15 protein-coding genes and 1 other RNA gene are annotated in these 17,461 nt (G+C 62.1%); all 16 read right to left on the bottom strand.

The genetic code is table 11. From position 1 onward, the window contains the following. Nucleotides 1–62 precede the first annotated feature (62 nt). The gene (gene ftsA / locus QRN46_RS00190) at nt 63–1,322 is read right to left on the bottom strand and encodes a cell division protein FtsA (protein WP_007956755.1); all 1,260 of its coding nucleotides are present in this window, start codon (nt 1,320–1,322) and stop codon (nt 63–65) included. A gap of 15 nt (nt 1,323–1,337) precedes the next feature. Further along, on the bottom strand, nt 1,338–2,204 hold the full coding sequence (locus tag QRN46_RS00185; protein WP_007956757.1) for a cell division protein FtsQ/DivIB: 867 nt from the start codon (nt 2,202–2,204) through the stop codon (nt 1,338–1,340). A gap of 4 nt (nt 2,205–2,208) precedes the next feature. Next, on the bottom strand, nt 2,209–3,183 hold the full coding sequence (locus QRN46_RS00180) for a D-alanine--D-alanine ligase (RefSeq protein ID WP_285354156.1): 975 nt from the start codon (nt 3,181–3,183) through the stop codon (nt 2,209–2,211). Next, a complete protein-coding gene (gene murC / locus QRN46_RS00175) occupies nt 3,180–4,640 on the bottom strand; it encodes a UDP-N-acetylmuramate--L-alanine ligase (protein WP_011335862.1) in 1,461 nt (486 codons plus the stop codon). Before murC ends, QRN46_RS00180 begins: the two co-directional genes overlap by 4 nt. Further along, nucleotides 4,633–5,703, bottom strand: a complete 1,071-nt coding sequence (gene murG, locus QRN46_RS00170) for an undecaprenyldiphospho-muramoylpentapeptide beta-N-acetylglucosaminyltransferase (RefSeq protein ID WP_039766246.1) — start codon at nt 5,701–5,703, stop codon at nt 4,633–4,635. The genes murC and murG overlap by 8 nt, the downstream gene beginning before the upstream one ends. Further along, nucleotides 5,693–6,910: a putative lipid II flippase FtsW gene (gene ftsW / locus QRN46_RS00165; RefSeq protein WP_103387034.1), complete on the bottom strand. Its 1,218-nt coding sequence runs from the start codon at nt 6,908–6,910 to the stop codon at nt 5,693–5,695. The genes murG and ftsW overlap by 11 nt, the downstream gene beginning before the upstream one ends. Next, nucleotides 6,907–8,253, bottom strand: coding sequence for a UDP-N-acetylmuramoyl-L-alanine--D-glutamate ligase (murD, locus tag QRN46_RS00160; RefSeq protein ID WP_201816470.1), 1,347 nt, complete (start codon nt 8,251–8,253; stop codon nt 6,907–6,909). Before murD ends, ftsW begins: the two co-directional genes overlap by 4 nt. Nucleotides 8,254–8,258: 5 nt before the next feature. Then, nucleotides 8,259–9,341, bottom strand: a complete 1,083-nt coding sequence (mraY, locus tag QRN46_RS00155) for a phospho-N-acetylmuramoyl-pentapeptide-transferase (protein WP_007956769.1) — start codon at nt 9,339–9,341, stop codon at nt 8,259–8,261. Beyond that, nucleotides 9,341–10,708 carry a UDP-N-acetylmuramoyl-tripeptide--D-alanyl-D-alanine ligase gene (locus tag QRN46_RS00150; RefSeq protein ID WP_011335865.1) on the bottom strand — a complete coding sequence of 456 codons (1,368 nt, stop codon included), beginning with the start codon at nt 10,706–10,708 and terminating at the stop codon, nt 9,341–9,343. The genes mraY and QRN46_RS00150 overlap by 1 nt, the downstream gene beginning before the upstream one ends. After that, nucleotides 10,701–12,164: a UDP-N-acetylmuramoyl-L-alanyl-D-glutamate--2,6-diaminopimelate ligase gene (locus QRN46_RS00145; RefSeq protein ID WP_011335866.1), complete on the bottom strand. Its 1,464-nt coding sequence runs from the start codon at nt 12,162–12,164 to the stop codon at nt 10,701–10,703. Before QRN46_RS00145 ends, QRN46_RS00150 begins: the two co-directional genes overlap by 8 nt. Beyond that, nucleotides 12,164–13,903: a peptidoglycan D,D-transpeptidase FtsI family protein gene (locus QRN46_RS00140; RefSeq protein WP_170929382.1), complete on the bottom strand. Its 1,740-nt coding sequence runs from the start codon at nt 13,901–13,903 to the stop codon at nt 12,164–12,166. Before QRN46_RS00140 ends, QRN46_RS00145 begins: the two co-directional genes overlap by 1 nt. Further along, on the bottom strand, nt 13,903–14,196 hold the full coding sequence (gene ftsL, locus QRN46_RS00135) for a cell division protein FtsL (protein ID WP_007956777.1): 294 nt from the start codon (nt 14,194–14,196) through the stop codon (nt 13,903–13,905). The genes QRN46_RS00140 and ftsL overlap by 1 nt, the downstream gene beginning before the upstream one ends. Continuing rightward, on the bottom strand, nt 14,193–15,140 hold the full coding sequence (gene rsmH / locus QRN46_RS00130) for a 16S rRNA (cytosine(1402)-N(4))-methyltransferase RsmH (RefSeq protein WP_409438509.1): 948 nt from the start codon (nt 15,138–15,140) through the stop codon (nt 14,193–14,195). The genes ftsL and rsmH overlap by 4 nt, the downstream gene beginning before the upstream one ends. Continuing rightward, nucleotides 15,137–15,592, bottom strand: coding sequence for a division/cell wall cluster transcriptional repressor MraZ (gene mraZ / locus QRN46_RS00125; protein ID WP_007917012.1), 456 nt, complete (start codon nt 15,590–15,592; stop codon nt 15,137–15,139). The genes rsmH and mraZ overlap by 4 nt, the downstream gene beginning before the upstream one ends. Before the next feature lie 402 nt (nt 15,593–15,994). After that, nucleotides 15,995–16,348: RNase P RNA component class A (gene rnpB / locus QRN46_RS00120), an RNA gene on the bottom strand. Between the two features lie 73 nt (nt 16,349–16,421). Continuing rightward, on the bottom strand, nt 16,422–17,327 hold the full coding sequence (rsmI, locus tag QRN46_RS00115) for a 16S rRNA (cytidine(1402)-2'-O)-methyltransferase (RefSeq protein ID WP_221615430.1): 906 nt from the start codon (nt 17,325–17,327) through the stop codon (nt 16,422–16,424). Nucleotides 17,328–17,461: the final 134 nt, after the last annotated feature.

Raw genomic sequence — 17,461 nt, 5'->3', positions numbered from 1 at the left:
CTCTCCTTACATTCTCTAGTTTTTTCGCCTACTGCTGTTTGTTGCGGTGCTGCGGTAAAGCGTTAGAAGTTGCCTTGAACCCACTTCTTCAAACGGTCCAGCAACGGCGCCTGCGGCTCATCGTTGCTGTAGCTGTCGCGGCTGCCGATGCCCGAGAACGAGATCCCGTCGGACTGCTTCTGCAGGCCGTACATCAACAAGCCAACGCCAGTGGAATAAATCGGGTTGCGTACCACGTCATCCAGCCCCTTCACGCCATGCGGCACGCCCAGGCGGACCGGCATGTGGAAGATTTCTTCGGCCAGCTCGGTGGCACCTTCCATCTTCGAGGTACCACCGGTCAGCACGATGCCGGCCGGGATCAGGTCTTCGTAGCCGCTGCGACGCAGCTCGGCCTGGATCAGGGTGAACAGTTCGTCGTAACGCGGCTCGACCACTTCGGCCAGGGCCTGACGGGACAGTTCACGCGGCGGACGGTCGCCGACGCTCGGCACCTTGATGGTCTCGCCGGCACCGGCCAGTTTGGCCAGGGCGCAGGCATAGCGGATCTTGATCTCTTCGGCGTACTGGGTCGGGGTGCGCAACGCCATGGCGATGTCGTTGGTCACCTGATCACCGGCAATCGGGATCACGGCCGTGTGGCGGATCGCGCCTTCGGTGAAGATCGCGATGTCGGTGGTGCCGCCGCCGATGTCGACCAGGCACACGCCCAGCTCTTTTTCGTCGTCGGTCAGGACCGAGTAGGCCGAGGCCAGTTGCTCGAGAATGATGTCGTCGATTTCCAGACCGCAGCGACGCACGCATTTTTCAATGTTCTGTGCGGCGTTGACGGCGCAGGTGACCACGTGAACCTTGGCCTCCAGACGCACGCCGGACATGCCCAGCGGCTCGCGCACGCCTTCCTGGTTATCGATCACGTAATCCTGCGGCAGGGTGTGCAGCACACGCTGGTCGGCCGGGATCGCCACTGCCTGGGCGGCATCGAGTACACGCTCCAGGTCTGCCGAGCTGACTTCGCGATCACGGATCGCGACGATGCCGTGGGAGTTCAGGCTGCGAATGTGATTGCCCGCCACACCGACGAACGCCGAGTGAATGCGGCAGCCCGCCATCAACTGGGCTTCTTCGATCGCGCGCTGGATCGACTGCACGGTGGACTCGATGTTGACCACCACGCCTTTTTTCAGGCCGCGGGACGGATGAGTGCCGATCCCGACGATTTCCAGCGAGCCGTCGTCCGCAACCTCGCCGACCAGCGCCACCACCTTGGAGGTGCCGATATCGAGACCGACGATCATTTTGCCGCTTTGCACGTTTGCCATGGGTCCTGCCTCTTCTTAATTCTTTGCGACAGCGGGTTGGGCTGTCGTCGGCGCTACTGGTTCCCGCCAGCCAACAGCAAGGCCGTTGGCATAGCGCAGATCGATGCGCGCAATGTTCGTAATCTGTTCTTTGAGCGTCTTGTCATAGATGGCAATGAAGCGGCGCATCTTTTCCACCAGGTTGCCGCGTCCCAGCAGCAGCTCGATCCCGGGGCCGGAACTGCCGGCACCGGTGGTCAGGAACCAGCTGCCACGTTCACGCAGCTCCAGCCGCGCAATCGAGAAGCCCAATGGCCGGAGCATCTGGCTCAGCACCTGGTATTGCTGCATCACTTGCTGCTGGGCCCGCTGCGGACCGAACAGCTGCGGCAGGTGTTCGTAGTTCGCCAGTTCCTTGGGCGTGAACGCCTGGCCCTGGTTGTTGAGCAACGACTCGTCGCCCCAGCGGGCCACCGGCAGTTGCTCTTCGAGGCGGATCACCACCTGGTCCGGCCACACCCGACGTACTTCGGCGTGGGCGATCCACGGCATCTGCTCAAGTTCGGTGCGCATGCTCGCCAGGTCGATGGTGAAGAAGCTCGACGCCACGTACGGGGCGATCCGCTGCTGCACCGCCTGCTGACTGATGTAACTCAGGTCACCCTGCACCGCGATCTTGGTGATCGGCCGGTCGGCGTACGGCAGCAAACGCTGCGCGCCTTCGTAAGTGCCGAACCCCAGGGCCACCAGCAGCACCGGCCAGAACAGACCTTTCAAAAAGCCGAAGTTGGCTTTTGGCAGGCGCGCGGACATCGGCTCTTTGGCCACCATTCGGCTGGCACCCCGCGGCACCGGCTTGCGGCCGGGTGCGGGTGGCTGATGTCTGAGCTGTGCGCCTTGCATGGTTTTAACCTCGCGCCTCTTTCTTGCCGTCGGCATCGACACTGGCGGCCAGAATGGCCAGGACCAGCTGCTGGAAATCCAGACCGGCCGCTTTCGCCGCCATCGGTACCAGGCTGTGATCGGTCATGCCGGGAGCGGTGTTGACTTCCAGGAACCAGAATTTGCCGTCGGCGTCCTGCATCACGTCCGCCCGGCCCCAACCGGCAATACCCAGCGCCTCGCAGGCTTGCGCCGTGAGGTCCATGAGTTCTTTTTCCTTGGCGGCATCGAGCCCGCACGGAATCCGATACTGGGTATCGTTGGCGATGTACTTGGCGTCGTAGTCGTAGAACGTGTGCGGCGTACCCAGGGCGATAGGAGGCAACACCTGGTCACGCAGGGTGGCGATGGTGAACTCCGGACCGTGGATCCATTGCTCGACCAACACTTGCGAATCGTAGGTACTGGCCGCTTTCCATGCGTCGATCAACTCGGACGCAGAACTCACTTTGGCCATCCCGATACTTGAACCTTCATGCGCCGGTTTGACGATCAAAGGGAAGCCCAGTTCCGTCGCCGCCGAAATACAATCGGCCTCGCTGCGCAGCACGGCGTGACGCGGCGTCGGAATCCCGAGCGTGTGCCAGACCTGCTTGGTGCGCAGCTTGTCCATCGCCAGCGCCGAAGCCAGGATGCCACTGCCGGTGTACGGAATGCCGGCCACTTCGAGCAGGCCCTGCATGCTGCCGTCTTCACCGCCACGACCGTGGAGGATGATGAACGCGCGGTCGATCTTCTCGCTCAGCAGGCGCTGCAGAATGTCGGCGCCGACGTCGATGCCGAACGCGTCCACACCTGCGCTTTGCAGCGCAGTGAGCACGGCATTGCCGGACTTCAGCGAGACTTCACGCTCGGCACTCAGGCCACCGAACAACACGGCCACACGGCCGAAATCCTTCGGGGCGATGGTGGAGAACAGATTGGCGTAGGCAGCATTCATTTCAACTTCCCCTCGACCGATGCCGCCACGGCACCGGCGAACAACTCGCTTTTCAACAGTTTCGGTGCGAGACCGCCGATGTCACCGGCGCCCTGGCACAGCAGAATGTCGCCGGCACGCAGCAGCGGCTTGACCAGTGGCGCCAGATCGACGCCGCGCTCGATGTAGATCGGGTCGAGCTGACCGCGCTGGCGGATGCTGTTGCACAGCTTGCGGCTGTCGGCGCCCGGGATCGGCTCTTCGCCGGCCGGGTAGACTTCCATCAGCAGCAGCACGTTGGCGTCGGCCAGGACATTGACGAAATCGTCGTACAGGTCGCGGGTGCGGCTGTAACGGTGCGGCTGGTAGACCATCACCAGACGGCGCTCCGGCCAGCCACCGCGCACGGCTTTGATCACGGCTGCGACTTCGGTCGGGTGGTGACCGTAGTCGTCGACCAGCATCACATTGCCGCCGTCCACCGGCAGTTCGCCGTAGACCTGGAAGCGTCGGCCGACACCCTGGAAGCCGGACAGGCCCTGGACGATGGCCTCGTCGCTGACGCCTTCGTCGGTGGCGATGCAGATGGTCGCCAGGGAATTGAGCACGTTGTGATTGCCCGGCATGTTCACGGACACATCAAGAGGCTCGCGATCAGGGCGCAGCACGGTAAAGAAGGTCTGCATGCCCTGCTGACGAACATTGATCGCGCGCACGTCGGCGTCTTCGCTGAAGCCATAGGTCACGGTCGGACGCTTGACCAGCGGCAGGATTTCACGCACCACCGGATCGTCCAGGCACATCACCGCCAGACCGTAGAACGGCAGGTTGTGCAGGAACTCGACGAAGGTTTTCTTCAGTTTGTTGAAGTCACCGTCGTAGGTCGCCATGTGGTCGGCGTCGATATTGGTGACCACAGCCACCAGCGGCTGCAGATGCAGGAAGCTTGCGTCGCTTTCATCGGCTTCGGCAATCAGATAACGGCTGGTGCCGAGCTGGGCATTGGTGCCCGCAGCATTCAAACGGCCACCGATGACGAAGGTCGGATCCAGGCCACCCGCCGCGAACACCGAAGCGATCAGGCTGGTGGTGGTGGTTTTGCCATGGGTACCGGCGACGGCGATGCCGTGGCGGTAGCGCATCAGTTCGGCGAGCATTTCGGCACGCGGCACCACCGGGATGCGGCGTTCCAGTGCGGTCGCCACTTCCGGGTTGGAGGTGTTGACGGCGCTCGACACCACCAGCACATCGGCGGCAGCGGCGTTCTCGGCACGGTGGCCGATGAAGATCTGCGCACCGAAGGATTCCAGGCGCTCGGTCACCGGCGAAGCTTTCAGGTCCGAACCGGACACTTCATAGCCCAGGTTCAGCAGCACTTCGGCGATGCCGCACATGCCCACGCCGCCGATCCCGACGAAGTGGATGCGACGGATGCGGCGCATTTCCGGTTGCGGCATGGCTTTCTGATTCTCAACCATGGGCCACCTCCAGACAGGTATCGACCACGCTACGGGTGGCTTCGGGTTTCGCCAGACGGCGGGCCGCTTGGGCCATTTGTTCGAGTCGTTGCGGTTGCATCAAGACCTCTGTCAGGCGCGCGGCAAGGTCCGCGGCACCAGTCGTTCTTTGCGGCATCAGGAAGGCAGCGCCTTCGCGGGCCAAATAATCGGCGTTGCGGGTCTGGTGATCGTCGATCGCGTGGGGCAAGGGCACCAGCATCGAGGGCAGACCGGCGGCGGCCAGTTCGCTGATGGTCAATGCGCCGGCGCGGCACACCACCAGGTCAGCCCAGCCATAGGCCTGGGCCATGTCTTTGATGAACGGCTGCACCTGCGCATCCACGCCGGCGGCGCGGTAGCGCTCTGCAGTCACTTCATCGTGGTTTCTGCCAGCCTGATGGAACACTTCCGGACGCAAGTCGGCAGCGACTTGTGCCAGGGCTTCAGGCAGCAACTTGTTCAACGGCTCTGCGCCCAGGCTTCCGCCCAGGATCAGCAAACGCGCCTTGCGTCCGGCCAGGGCCGGGCGCGGTGTTTCGAGGAACAGCTCGCTGCGCACCGGGTTACCGGTGGTACGGCGGCTGTCCGACAGGGTAAAGGTGTCGGGGAACGCTTCACACACCCGGGCGGCGAACGGCACCAGCAACCGATTGGCGGTGCCGGCCACGGCGTTCTGTTCATGAACGATCACCGGCACGCCGGCCAGTTTGGCGGCAAGACCACCGGGACCGGTCACATAGCCGCCGAATCCGACCACGCACACCGGACGCAAGCGGCGAATGATCGCCCGCGCCTGCCACACCGATTTCAGCAGCATGAACGGCGCCTTGAGCAGCGACAGCTTGCCCTTGCCACGCAAGCCAGTGGCGTTGATGCGGTGCAGTTCAATACCTGCCGCCGGCACCAGATCGTTCTCGATCCCGCGCGGCGTGCCGAGCCAGTGCACGGTGTAGCCGCGCGCCTGGAATTCGCGGGCACAGGCCAGCGCCGGGAACACGTGGCCACCGGTGCCGCCGGCCATGATCAATACGTTAGCGCCCATGGTTCGGCTCCTCGGCGAAGTCGCTCTCATGGAATTCCATCTCTTCACTGCCCAGGTGGGTCCGGCTCTCCCACTCGATCCTCAGCAACAGGCCAAGGCAGGCGCAGCAGATCACAAGGGAACTGCCGCCGTAACTGAGGAACGGCAAGGTCAGGCCCTTGGTCGGCAGCAGACCGACGTTCACGCCGATGTTGATCAGGAACTGGCCGATCCACAGGAACGACAGACCATAGGCAACATAAGCGGCAAAAAACTGTTTGGCTTTCTCGGCCCAAAGACCGATGTACATGCCGCGAATACACACGAACACGAACAGCGCCACGGTGCACAGCGAACCCACGGCGCCGAGCTCTTCAGCCAGCACCGAGAACACGAAGTCGGTGTGGGCTTCCGGCAGATAGAACTGCTTCTGCACGCTGTTGCCCAGGCCAACGCCCAGCCATTCACCGCGACCGAACGCGATCAAGGCTTGCGACAATTGATAACCGGCACCGAACTGGTCGGCCCACGGGTCGGCGAAGTTGGTCAGACGCGCCATCCGGTACGGCTGCATCTGGATCAGCAACACCACCGCACCGACGGCCAGTACCACCATCAGCGAGAACCGGAACAGCCCGACCCCGCCGAGGAACAGCATCGCCGCCGCCGCGCCCATCATCACGACGGTGGCACCGAAGTCCGGCTCCATCAGCAGCAGGCCCGCCATCGGCAGCAGCACGATGAACGGCTTGAAGAAGCCCATCCAGCTCTCGCGCACTTCTTTCTGGCGACGCACCAGGTAACCGGCGAGGTAAATCACCACGAACACCTTGGCGATTTCGGACGGCTGCACGTTGAAAAAGCTGAAACCGATCCAGCGCATCGAACCGTTCACCTCACGGCCGATCCCCGGAATGATCACCATCACCAGCAGGCCGAAAGCACCGATCAGCATCATCCAGCCCAGGCGCTGCCAGGTGGCGATCGGAATCATCATGGTGACGACGCACGCGCCCAGGCCCAGCACCACGTAGATCAGGTGACGGGTCATGTAATACAGAGCACTGCCCGACTGCGCTGCGCCGACTTCTGTCGATGCCGAGGCGATCATGATCAGGCCCAGACCGAGCAACGCCAGGCAACCGGCGAGCATCGGGAAGTCGAGGTCGATTCCGCGTCCGGTAATGAGCGGCGACGGGTATGGCTTGATGATGTTTCTCAAGCTCATGCCAGATCCTCCACGGCGCGGACGAACTGGTGACCACGGTCTTCGTAGTTCTTGAACATGTCGAAACTGGCGCAGGCCGGCGACAGCAGCACCACATCACCCGGCTGGGCGGCGGCGCGGCACTGGTCAACCGCATCGACCAGCGTGGTGGCGCGAATCAGCGGAACGGCATCGCCGATCGCTTCGCCGATCTTGTCGGAGTCACGGCCCATCAGGATCACGGCGCGGCAATGGGTCGCCACCGGATCGCGCAGGTCCTTGAATTCGGCGCCTTTGCCGTCGCCACCGGCGATCAGCACGACCTTGCCGTCGATGTCGGCACCCAGGCCTTCGATGGCGGCCAGTGCGGCGCCCACGTTGGTGGCTTTGGAATCGTTGTAGTAACCGACGCCGTCCAGATCACGCACCCACTGACAACGGTGTTCGAGACCGGCGAAGGTGCGCAGCGCCACCAGCATGGCGTCGAACGGCAGCCCGACCGCGTGGCCGAGTGCCAGCGCCGCCAGGGCGTTGGACTGGTTGTGGGCGCCGCGAATCTTCAGTTCGCGCACCGGCATCAGGTTCTGGAATTCGAAGGCCAGGTATTTCTCGCCATTCTCTTCACGCAGGCCGAACGCCTTGAAATCCGGTTTGCTCAGGCCGAAGGTCCAGCACGGCTGGCCCTCGCCCATCAACGGACGGGTCAACGCATCCTGACGGTTGACCACGAACTGCTTGGCGCCACGGAAGATCCGGTGTTTGGCCAGGTGATAGGCCGGCAGACCGCTGTAGCGGTCCATGTGGTCTTCGCTGATGTTGAGCACGGTCGCCACTTCGGCGTTGAGCTGGTCGGTGGTTTCCAGCTGGAAACTCGACAGTTCCATCACGTACAGCTCGACGTCATCGCTGAGCAGATCCAGCGCCGGCGTACCGAGGTTGCCGCCCACGGCCACGCGCTTGCCGGCCGCAGCCGCCATCTCGCCGACCAGGGTGGTGACGGTGCTTTTCGCGTTGGAACCGCTGATGGCCACGATCGGCGCCTTCGCGTTACGCGCGAACAGCTCGATGTCGCCGGAAAGCTTCACGCCACGGGCCGCGGCGGCTTGCAGGGCCGGGGTCGCCAGCGCCAGGCCGGGGCTCACGTAGAGCTCGTCGGCACGGCACAGGAACTCGACGTCCAGCTCGCCACAACGCACTTCCACGTGCGGATAGTCACGCTGGAGCGTGGCCAGTTCCGGTGGATTTTCCCGCGTATCGGCCACGGCAAACGCCACGCCCCGGTTCGCCAGGAAGCGAACCAGGGACATGCCGCTCTTGCCGAGGCCGACAACGATGCGGAAGTGGTCAGAAGCGATCAGAGACACTCGTTCTACCTCAGCTTCAGGGTGGCAAGGCCGATCAGCACGAGAATCACGGTGATGATCCAGAAACGGACGATCACGCGCGGCTCGGGCCAGCCCTTGAGTTCAAAGTGGTGGTGAATCGGCGCCATGCGGAACACACGGCGACCGGTCAGCTTAAAGGACGCAACCTGAATGACGACTGACAGGGTTTCCATCACGAACACGCCGCCCATGATGAACAGGACGATTTCCTGACGGACGATCACCGCGATGGTGCCCAGGGCTGCGCCCAGCGCCAGTGCGCCGACGTCACCCATGAAGACTTGCGCCGGGTAGGTGTTGAACCAAAGAAAGCCCAGGCCGGCACCGATCAATGCGCCGCAGAACACGATCAGCTCGCCTGCGCCCGGTACGTAAGGGATCAGCAGGTATTCAGCGAATTTCACGTTACCCGACAGGTAGCAGAAGATGCCCAGACCACCGCCGACCATCACCGTCGGCATGATCGCCAGACCGTCGAGGCCGTCGGTGAGGTTGACTGCGTTGCTCGAACCGACGATCACAAAGTAGGTGAGCACGATGAAACCCGCGCCCAGCGGAATGCTGTAGTCCTTGAGCATCGGCAGGATCAGGGTGGTTTCCACCGGAGTGCTGGCAGTCATATAAAGGAAGATCGCCGCACCGAGGCCGAACACCGATTGCCAGAAATACTTCCAGCGACTCGGCAGACCACGGGAGTTCTTCTCGATCACCTTGCGGTAGTCGTCGACCCAGCCGATGGCGCCGAACAGCAGGGTCACCAGCAGCACGACCCACACGTAGCGGTTGCTCAGGTCAGCCCACAGCAGAGTGCTGACGCCGATCGAAGACAGAATCAGCGCACCGCCCATGGTCGGCGTACCGGACTTGGACAAGTGCGATTGCGGGCCGTCGTTACGAACCGACTGACCGATCTGACGGTTCTGCAGGGTGCGGATCATCCACGGGCCGTAGCACAGCGACAGGACCAGCGCGGTCAGCACACCGAGGATCCCGCGCAGGGTCAGGTACTGGAAGACCGCGAAGCCTTTGTAGAACTGTTGCAGATACTCCGCTAGCAGCAGCAGCATTAATGTTTCTCCAGACTGGACCCGCACAGGGCCGCAACGATGTTTTCCATCGCTGCGCTGCGCGAACCCTTGATCAAAATGGTGGTGTTTGTGTCCTGCTCGGCGCCGAGAGCCTGGATCAGTTCGGCCTGTGTGCCGAAGTGCTGCGCCTCGTTACCGAATGCGCTCACGGCGTGGACCATGTTCGGCCCGACGGCGTATAGCGCGGAAACCTTGCCCCGGGCGTATTCGCCCACGTCGCGATGCCCCTGCTCCGCCCAGTCGCCCAACTCGCCGATATCCCCGAGCACCAGGACGGTGCGGCCGGAAAAGCCGGCGAGTATATCAACGGCCGCGCACATCGAGGTGGGGTTCGCGTTGTAAGTGTCATCGATCACGCGCATGCCGTTTTTCGCCAGTTGCGCGACGGTGCGACCCTTGACCGGTTGTACCGCGCCAAGCCCGGTGGCGATGCCGAACAGCGACACACCCAAGGCGTGCGCAGCAGCAGCAGCGGCCATGGCGTTGGCGACGTTATGAGTGCCGAGCAGGTTCAGTTGAACCCGTTCCACACCTTCAGGACTGTGCAGGTTGAACGCCGGGCAGCCACGGGCATCGGTGGCCAGATCGCTGGCATGGAAGTCCGCCTGAGTGTTGCTCAATGCGAAAGTCAGCACTTTGCGACCGGCAGCGCGGGTCTTCCAGATGCCAAACGCCTTGTCATCGAGGTTCAGCACAGCGACGCCGTCGGCCGCCAGCCCTTCGATGATTTCGCCTTTGGCTTCGACGATTTTCTCCGGCCCGCCGAACTCACCGACGTGGGCGGTTCCGGCGTTGTTGAGGATCGCTACGTGCGGCTTGGTCAGCCCTACGGTGTAGGCGATTTCACCTAGACGCGAGGCGCCCAGTTCGATCACTGCCGCGCTGTGTTCCGGGGCGAGTTCGAGCAGGGTCAGCGGTACGCCGAGGTCGTTGTTCAGGTTGCCACGGGTCGCGTGTACCGAACCGCGTGTGCGCAGGATGCTCGCGAGCATTTCCTTGACCGTGGTCTTGCCGCTGGAGCCGGTGACTGCCGCAACCGGTTTGGTGAATGCGGCACGGTTCAAGGCACCCAACTGGCCGAGAGCCTGACGGGTATCCTTGACCAGCAATTGCGGCAGCGTGCTGTCGGCGACTTCACGTTCGACCAATGCCGCAACGGCGCCTTTGGCGGCGACTTCATTCAAATAGTCATGACCGTCGAAACGCGGACCGGTCAGGGCGATAAACAGTTGGCCAGCCTTGATCGCGCGGCTGTCGATGCTCACACCGTCAAAACTGGCATCGGCGCTGATCAGACGGGCGTCGAGCGCGTTGGTCAGTTCGCTGAGTTTCAGGGCCTTAAGCATGGGCCACCTCCCACGCGGTCAGGGCGTGATCCGCCTCGACCAGATCCGAGAATGCATGGCGCTCGCCGTTGATTTCCTGATAGTCCTCGTGACCTTTGCCGGCCAGGACAATCACGTCGTCGGCCGAAGCGCCGGCGATCAGTTGCGCGATGGCCTGGCCACGGCCAGCCACGAACGTCACGTTATCCACAGCCGTGAAGCCGGCGCGGATGTCATCGAAAATTACCGCCGGGTCTTCGGTGCGCGGATTGTCATCGGTCACCAGCACGCGGTCGGCCAGACGCTCGACCACTTCGGCCATCAGCGGACGCTTGCCGCGATCGCGATCACCGCCGCAGCCGAACAGGCACAGCAGTTGACCTTTGACGTGCGGACGCAACGCGGTCAGTACTTTTTCCAGGGCGTCCGGGGTATGCGCGTAATCGACCACCACCAGCGGCTGAGTGCCGCCGCCGAGACGCTGCATGCGTCCGGCCGGGCCTTCGAGTTTCGGCAATACCTTAAGGATTTCGTCGAGCGCGTAGTCGAGACCGAGCAAGGCGCCGACGGCGGCGAGTACGTTGCTCAGGTTGAAACGACCGAGCAGCGTGCTGCGCAGATGGTGCTCGCCCTGTGGCGTGACCAGCGTGGCGCGCACGCCATGGTCGTCGAACTGCGCTTCACGCACATAGAGATAGGCGCTGCTGTCGAGCAGGCTGTAAGTGATCAGCCGCGACTCGCGTTTTTCCGCGGCCAGTTGCCGGCCGAAGTCGTCGTCGAGGTTGACCACGCGGCACTTCAGGTCATTCCAGGCAAACAGCTTGGCCTTCGCTTCCGCGTAGGCCTCCATGGTGCCGTGATAATCCAGGTGATCGCGGGACAGGTTGGTCATCACTGCCACGTCGAACGCCAGCGCAGTAACCCGGCCCTGATCCAGACCGTGGGACGAAACTTCCATGGCCACGGCTTTGGCGCCGGCCTTTTTCAGGTCGCCCAGGGTCGCTTGCATGGCGATCGGATTCGGCGTCGTGTGCAGGCCGCTTTGCAGCGAGCCATGGAAACCGGAGCCCAAGGTGCCGACGATGCCGCAATGCTGACCGAGCAGATCCAGCGCCTGCGCCACCAGTTGAGTCACGCTGGTCTTGCCGTTGGTGCCAGTGACGCCGATCAGATTCAGATGATGACTCGGCTCACCGTAAAAACGCCCGGCGATGTCCGACAACTGCGCCGCCAGGCCCTTGACCGGAATCAGCGGCACTTCGGTGATCGGCAGCACGGTGGCGCCTTCCACTTCATAAGCCACGGCAGCAGCACCGCGCTGCAAGGCGTCGGCAATGTGCGCACGACCGTCGAACCTGCCGCCCGGCACGGCGAGGAACAGGTCACCCGCGCGCACGTTGCGGCTGTCGAGCGCCAGTTCACGGATCAACAGATCGTGGCCGGCGTGGGGGAAAATCTTGTTCAGACTCAGAGACATCAGCCGCGCCCTCCATTGGCTTTCAGCGGAACGGCCGGGGTGGCGTTGGCCTGTTGTGTGGTCGGCAGGTTGTCCGGGGTGACGTTCATCAGGCGCAGGGTGCCCGACATCACACGGCTGAACACCGGCGCCGAGACCAGACCACCGAAGTAACCGGCCTTGGTCGGTTCATCGATCACCACGACGATTGCATAACGTGGATCGCTCATCGGGCCGAAACCGGCGAACAGCGAGCGGTAAGAGTTTTCGGCGTAGCCCTTGGTGCCGACCGACGTTTTACGCGCGGTACCGGACTTGCCGCCCACGTGATACGCCGGCACTTGCGCACGGAACACGCCGCGCGGAGCTTCGATCACTTGTTGCAGCATGCCTTGCATGGTTTTGGCGACGGCTTCCGGCAGCACCTGGGTGGTCTGCGGTGCCTTGTCGGTTTTGATCAGGGTCAGCGGTGCGAGACGACCGTTGTTGGCCAGCGCCGAGAATGCATGCACCAGCTGGATCGCAGTCACCGAAATACCGTAGCCGTACGACAGCGTTGCGGTCTCGGCCTTGCGCCACTCGCGGTAGTTCGGCAAGTTGCCGACACGCTCGCCCGGGAAGCCGAGGCCGGTGTCCTGACCGAGGCCGACTTTCTGTGCGAGGCGGAAAATGGTTTCGCCGCCGATGTCGAACGCGACCTTGCTCATGCCGACGTTACTGGAATTGATCAGAATGCCGGTCAGATCGAGTACCGGACCTTCGGTCTTCGATACGTCCTTGATCGTGTATTTACCGATCTGCAGGGAGCCCGGATACACCTCGACGGTGTCGCTCGGTTTCCAGCGGCCGGTTTCGATCGCGGCGCTCATCGAGATCGCTTTCATGGTCGAACCGGGTTCGAACACGTCGATCATCGCGCGGTTACGCATCATCGCCGGTTGCAGGTTGCGACGGTTGTTCGGGTTGTAGGTCGGCTGGTTGACCATGGCGAGAATCTCGCCGGTCTTCACGTCCATGATCACCAGACTGCCGGCCTTGGCGCCGTTCTCGATGATCGCGTTGCGCAGTTCGCGGTTGGCCAGATATTGCAGGCGCAGGTCAATCGACAACGCCAAGGGCTTGCCGGCCTTGGCGTTTTTGGTGACCTGGACATCCTTGATCAGCCGTCCGCGCCGATCTTTGATGACTTGCCGCTTGCCGGGCACGCCGGCCAGCCACTCATCGTAGGCGAGTTCGACGCCTTCACGACCGTGGTCATCGATGTCGGTGAACCCGACCATGTGCGCCGTCACTTCACCGGCCGGGTAGAACCGGCGGAATTCTTCGATGCCGTAGACACCCGGGACTTTGAGGTCGAGCACGGCCTGGCCCTGCTCGGGGGTCAACCCGCGCACCAGATAAATGAATTCTTTGTTGGCCTGGGCTTCGAGACGTTCGGCCAGGGCTTTCGGATCCTGCCCCAGCGCGGCGGCCAGTGCCGGCCACTTCTCTTTGGCGGTCTGCATTTCCTTGGCGTTCGCCCAGAGCGTGGTCACCGGGGTACTCACGGCCAGCGGCTCGCCGTTACGGTCGGTGATCAGACCACGGTGAGCCGGAATCGGAATGTGCCGAAGACTGCGCGCGTCGCCCTGGCCTTTGAGGAAGTCTCGGTCAACCACTTGCAGGTCGATGATGCGCCAGCAGATGGCCGCGACCATCACGCCGAGCAGTGCCACCATCAGACGGAAGCGCCACGGGAAGAGAGCCCCTTCGAGTTTCATCATGGCGCCACCATCTTCACGTCAGCTGCGCCGGGGATGTGCATCTTCAGTTGTTCGGTGGCCAGCACTTCGATCCGGCTGTGGGCGGTCCAGGTGCTTTGCTCCAGGATCAGGCGCCCCCACTCGGCCTGCGCCTTGTCGCGCACGCTCAGTTCGTTGTAAAGGGTGTTGAGCAACTGCCGGTTCCAGTGGGCGCTGTAAGACACGCCGATGGCCGACACGAGCACGCCGATGAACAGCAGCAGCATGAAAAAGCTGCCGCCGGGCAGTGGCTTGGCGAAAAGCTTGCTCACCGCAGCTTCTCCGCGACGCGCATGACGGCGCTACGGGAACGTGGGTTGGCTTTGAGTTCGGCGTCGGAGGCCGTCTGCGCTTTGCCATGGACTTTGATTTTCGGTTCGAACGCAACGTGGCGAACCGGCAGGTTGCGCGGCAGGTTGTCGGCTTCGCCTTTCACCAGCTTGCGCATAAACAGTTTGACGATACGGTCTTCCAGCGAGTGGAAGCTGATCACGACCAGACGACCGCCCACTTCCAGGCATTCGAGCGCGGCTTCAAGACCCGCTTCCAGATCGCCCAGTTCGTTATTGACGTGAATGCGCAGGCCCTGGAAAGCGCGGGTTGCCGGGTTCTTGCCCTTTTCCCACGCCGGGTTGGCGACTTTCAGGACTTCGGCCAGATCGGCGGTGCGCTCGAACGGCGTGACATCACGGCGCTCGACAACGGCACGGGCCATGCGACCGGAGAAACGTTCTTCGCCGTACTCTTTGAAGACACGGGCAATTTCTTCCACCGGCGCGGTGTTGACGAACTCGGCTGCGCTGATGCCACGGGACGGATCCATGCGCATGTCCAGCGGGCCGTCGTTCAGAAAACTGAAGCCGCGCTCGGCGTCATCGAGCTGCGGCGAAGACACGCCCAGATCCAGCAGAATGCCGCTGACCTTGCCCGTCAGCCCCCGTTCGGCAACGACCGAACCGAGCTCGGCAAAGCTGCGCTGCACAACGACAAAGCGGCCGTCTTCGGCCGCTAGCGTTTGCCCGGTGGCAATCGCTTGAGGATCCTTGTCGAATCCGATGAGCCGACCGTCCGGCCCGAGCTTGCTCAGGATCAACCGGCTATGCCCGCCGCGTCCGAACGTGCCGTCCAGATAGCAGCCATCAGGGCGTACGGCGAGAGCCTCGACGGCTTCGTCAAGCAGTACGGTGATGTGGTTAAAGCCGCTATCAATAGTCACAGGATCAGATCACGCAGTTCGTCAGGCATGGCGCCCGGTTGTTGTATGGCAGCCAAGTCAGCGGCAGAAACCGCGTTCCAGGCATCTTCGTCCCACAGTTGGAACTTGTTCAGTTGGCCCACCAGCATCGCGCGCTTGTCGAGCTTCGCGTATTCGCGCAGGCGCGGCGGCACCAGGAAACGACCACTGCCGTCGAGCTCGAGGTCAACGGCATTACCAATCAATAAACGCTGCAGACGACGGTTCTCTTCGCGAAGCGAAGGAAGCGCGCGCAACTTGGTTTCGATAATTTCCCACTCATCGAGCGGGTAGACACACAAACATGGATCAACGGCATCAATGGTCACGATCAACTGGCCGGAACTGCGCGAATCGAGCTCGTCACGGTACCGGCTCGGCATGGCGAGACGGCCCTTTGCGTCGAGACTGATAGCGTTAGCTCCGCGAAACACGTCTGCGTTTCTCCAATTTTTATCGTTTTGAGCTCAAAAAACCCACTTCATGCCACTTTCCGCCACTTGCGCACACTATAGGAATGCGCCCACCACACCGTCAAGGCGCGGATTAAAGGAAAACCCTTACAGAACGGAGATTTAGGAGCATAAAAGGAGGAGCAACGAGAATCTGGCGGATGCTTTTATCCAATAACTTGAAGCAGCACTGAAAGCTGCGCTCGAAAGTTAAAGTAACTTGTTAAGAGTAAGATTTTTTCGGTATTACAAAAGCGCTTCTGCTGTTGATTGAAGCAAGGTGGGAAATGGCTATTACTGCGTTTGCCGCTGCCGGTTTCCAGCGCAGGCCTGCTGATAATAAACAGCCCTGTCGCCTTTAATTCAAGCAGGGAAAAGAAAAAGGTGGAGAGTCGATCTATAAGCCGGGTTCTGTCTTGAACAGTCATTCGTCTACGATGGCCATCACTGGACATCTTTAGCAACCTACCCGGTCCCAGCGCGGGCCACGCCTTGGGACCCTATTTGGTCTTGCTCCAAGTGGGGTTTACCTAGCCACGAACTGTTGCCAGACGTGCGGTGCGCTCTTACCGCACCTTTTCACCCTTACCGGCGCCGAAGCGCTTAGGCGGTTATTTTCTGTGGCACTTTCCGTAGGCTCACGCCTCCCAGGCATTACCTGGCACTTCGCCCTATGGAGCCCGGACTTTCCTCCCCCCCCTAATTTTCATAGAGGGCAGCGACTGTCCGATCGACTCTCCGCCGCGCAGGTTAACGGCAGAGCGGCCGAAGAACAAGCGCTAATAGCCCGCAAAACGGTCTGCGCGACGGGTTACGCGTCTTTTTGCTGATCCAGCGCGACCTGATACAGCACGTTTTTGCGCTCACCGGTGATTTGCGCTGCCAGGGCTGCCGCACGCTTGAGCGGCATCTCTTCCAGCAACAGGTTAAGGATACGCATCGCCTCGCTGCTGACAGCGTCTTCGGATTCCGGCGCGGTCCAGCCCGCCACCACAACAACGCACTCGCCGCGCTGCTGATTGCTGTCGGCCTCGACGAATGCCCGCAACTCGCTCAGCGGTAATCCCTTGAGTGTTTCGAAGGTTTTGGTGATTTCACGAGCGAGCAATGCCGGACGGTCAGCGCCGAACACCGCTTCCATATCCTGCAGGCATTCCAGAATACGATGCGGCGCCTCGTAGAAAATCAACGTGCGCGGTTCTTCCTTGATAGCTTCCAGCCGCGCCTTGCGCCCTACGGCCTTGGCCGGCAAAAAGCCTTCGAAGATAAAACGGTCGGATGGCAGACCGGCAGCCGACAATGCCGCGATCAACGCGCACGCACCTGGCACCGGCACCACATTGATCCCGGCGGCACGCGCCTGACGCACCAGGTGATAACCAGGATCGGAGATCAGCGGCGTACCGGCATCGGAAATCAGTGCAACGTTGTCACCTGCCAACAGACGGGTAATGAAGCGACCGCCTTCATCCCGCTCGTTGTGTTCATGACAGGCTGCAAGCGGCGTGGAGATGCCGAAGTGCTGCATCAGGCGCTGGGAATGGCGCGTATCTTCGGCGGCGATCAGTGCCACCTCGCGCAGGATCTTCAACGCCCGGGCGCTGATGTCATCCAGGTTGCCGATGGGCGTCGCCACCACATAAAGCGAGCCCGCAGCGGAATTCAAAGGACCTGGAGCAGTCAAAGCGCACACCTCATGATCGGTAAAAGCCGCCATTGTAGCGCGTCGCACGCCGGACGACGCGTCCGGCTCGGACACGGTTTGTCGCACCATTGTGAGGCTGCGCACTCTTTGTATCAGCTAAATTGACGGTTTCACGCCAGCAACATCGCGCCCCGGCCAGTGCTTGG

It is taken from the genome of Pseudomonas sp. lyk4-R2A-10, from assembly GCF_030209075.1.
In the GTDB taxonomy this organism is placed as follows: Bacteria; Pseudomonadota; Gammaproteobacteria; order Pseudomonadales; family Pseudomonadaceae; genus Aquipseudomonas; species Aquipseudomonas glycinae.
Note: the sequence above shows the minus strand (reverse complement) of the source record. Positions and strands in the feature narration are given on the sequence as shown.

Excerpts from the sequence above, each read along its gene's own strand:
- ftsA (WP_007956755.1), bottom strand. The coding sequence starts at position 1,322 with ATGGCAAACGTGCAAAGCGGCAAAATGATCGTCGGTCTCGATATCGGC.
- QRN46_RS00185 (WP_007956757.1), bottom strand. The coding sequence starts at position 2,204 with ATGCAAGGCGCACAGCTCAGACATCAGCCACCCGCACCCGGCCGCAAG.
- QRN46_RS00180 (WP_285354156.1), bottom strand. The coding sequence starts at position 3,183 with ATGAATGCTGCCTACGCCAATCTGTTCTCCACCATCGCCCCGAAGGAT.
- murC (WP_011335862.1), bottom strand. The coding sequence starts at position 4,640 with ATGGTTGAGAATCAGAAAGCCATGCCGCAACCGGAAATGCGCCGCATC.
- murG (WP_039766246.1), bottom strand. The coding sequence starts at position 5,703 with ATGGGCGCTAACGTATTGATCATGGCCGGCGGCACCGGTGGCCACGTG.
- ftsW (WP_103387034.1), bottom strand. The coding sequence starts at position 6,910 with ATGAGCTTGAGAAACATCATCAAGCCATACCCGTCGCCGCTCATTACC.
- mraY (WP_007956769.1), bottom strand. The coding sequence starts at position 9,341 with ATGCTGCTGCTGCTAGCGGAGTATCTGCAACAGTTCTACAAAGGCTTC.
- QRN46_RS00150 (WP_011335865.1), bottom strand. The coding sequence starts at position 10,708 with ATGCTTAAGGCCCTGAAACTCAGCGAACTGACCAACGCGCTCGACGCC.
- QRN46_RS00145 (WP_011335866.1), bottom strand. The coding sequence starts at position 12,164 with ATGTCTCTGAGTCTGAACAAGATTTTCCCCCACGCCGGCCACGATCTG.
- QRN46_RS00140 (WP_170929382.1), bottom strand. The coding sequence starts at position 13,903 with ATGAAACTCGAAGGGGCTCTCTTCCCGTGGCGCTTCCGTCTGATGGTG.
- rsmI (WP_221615430.1), bottom strand. The coding sequence starts at position 17,327 with ATGGCGGCTTTTACCGATCATGAGGTGTGCGCTTTGACTGCTCCAGGT.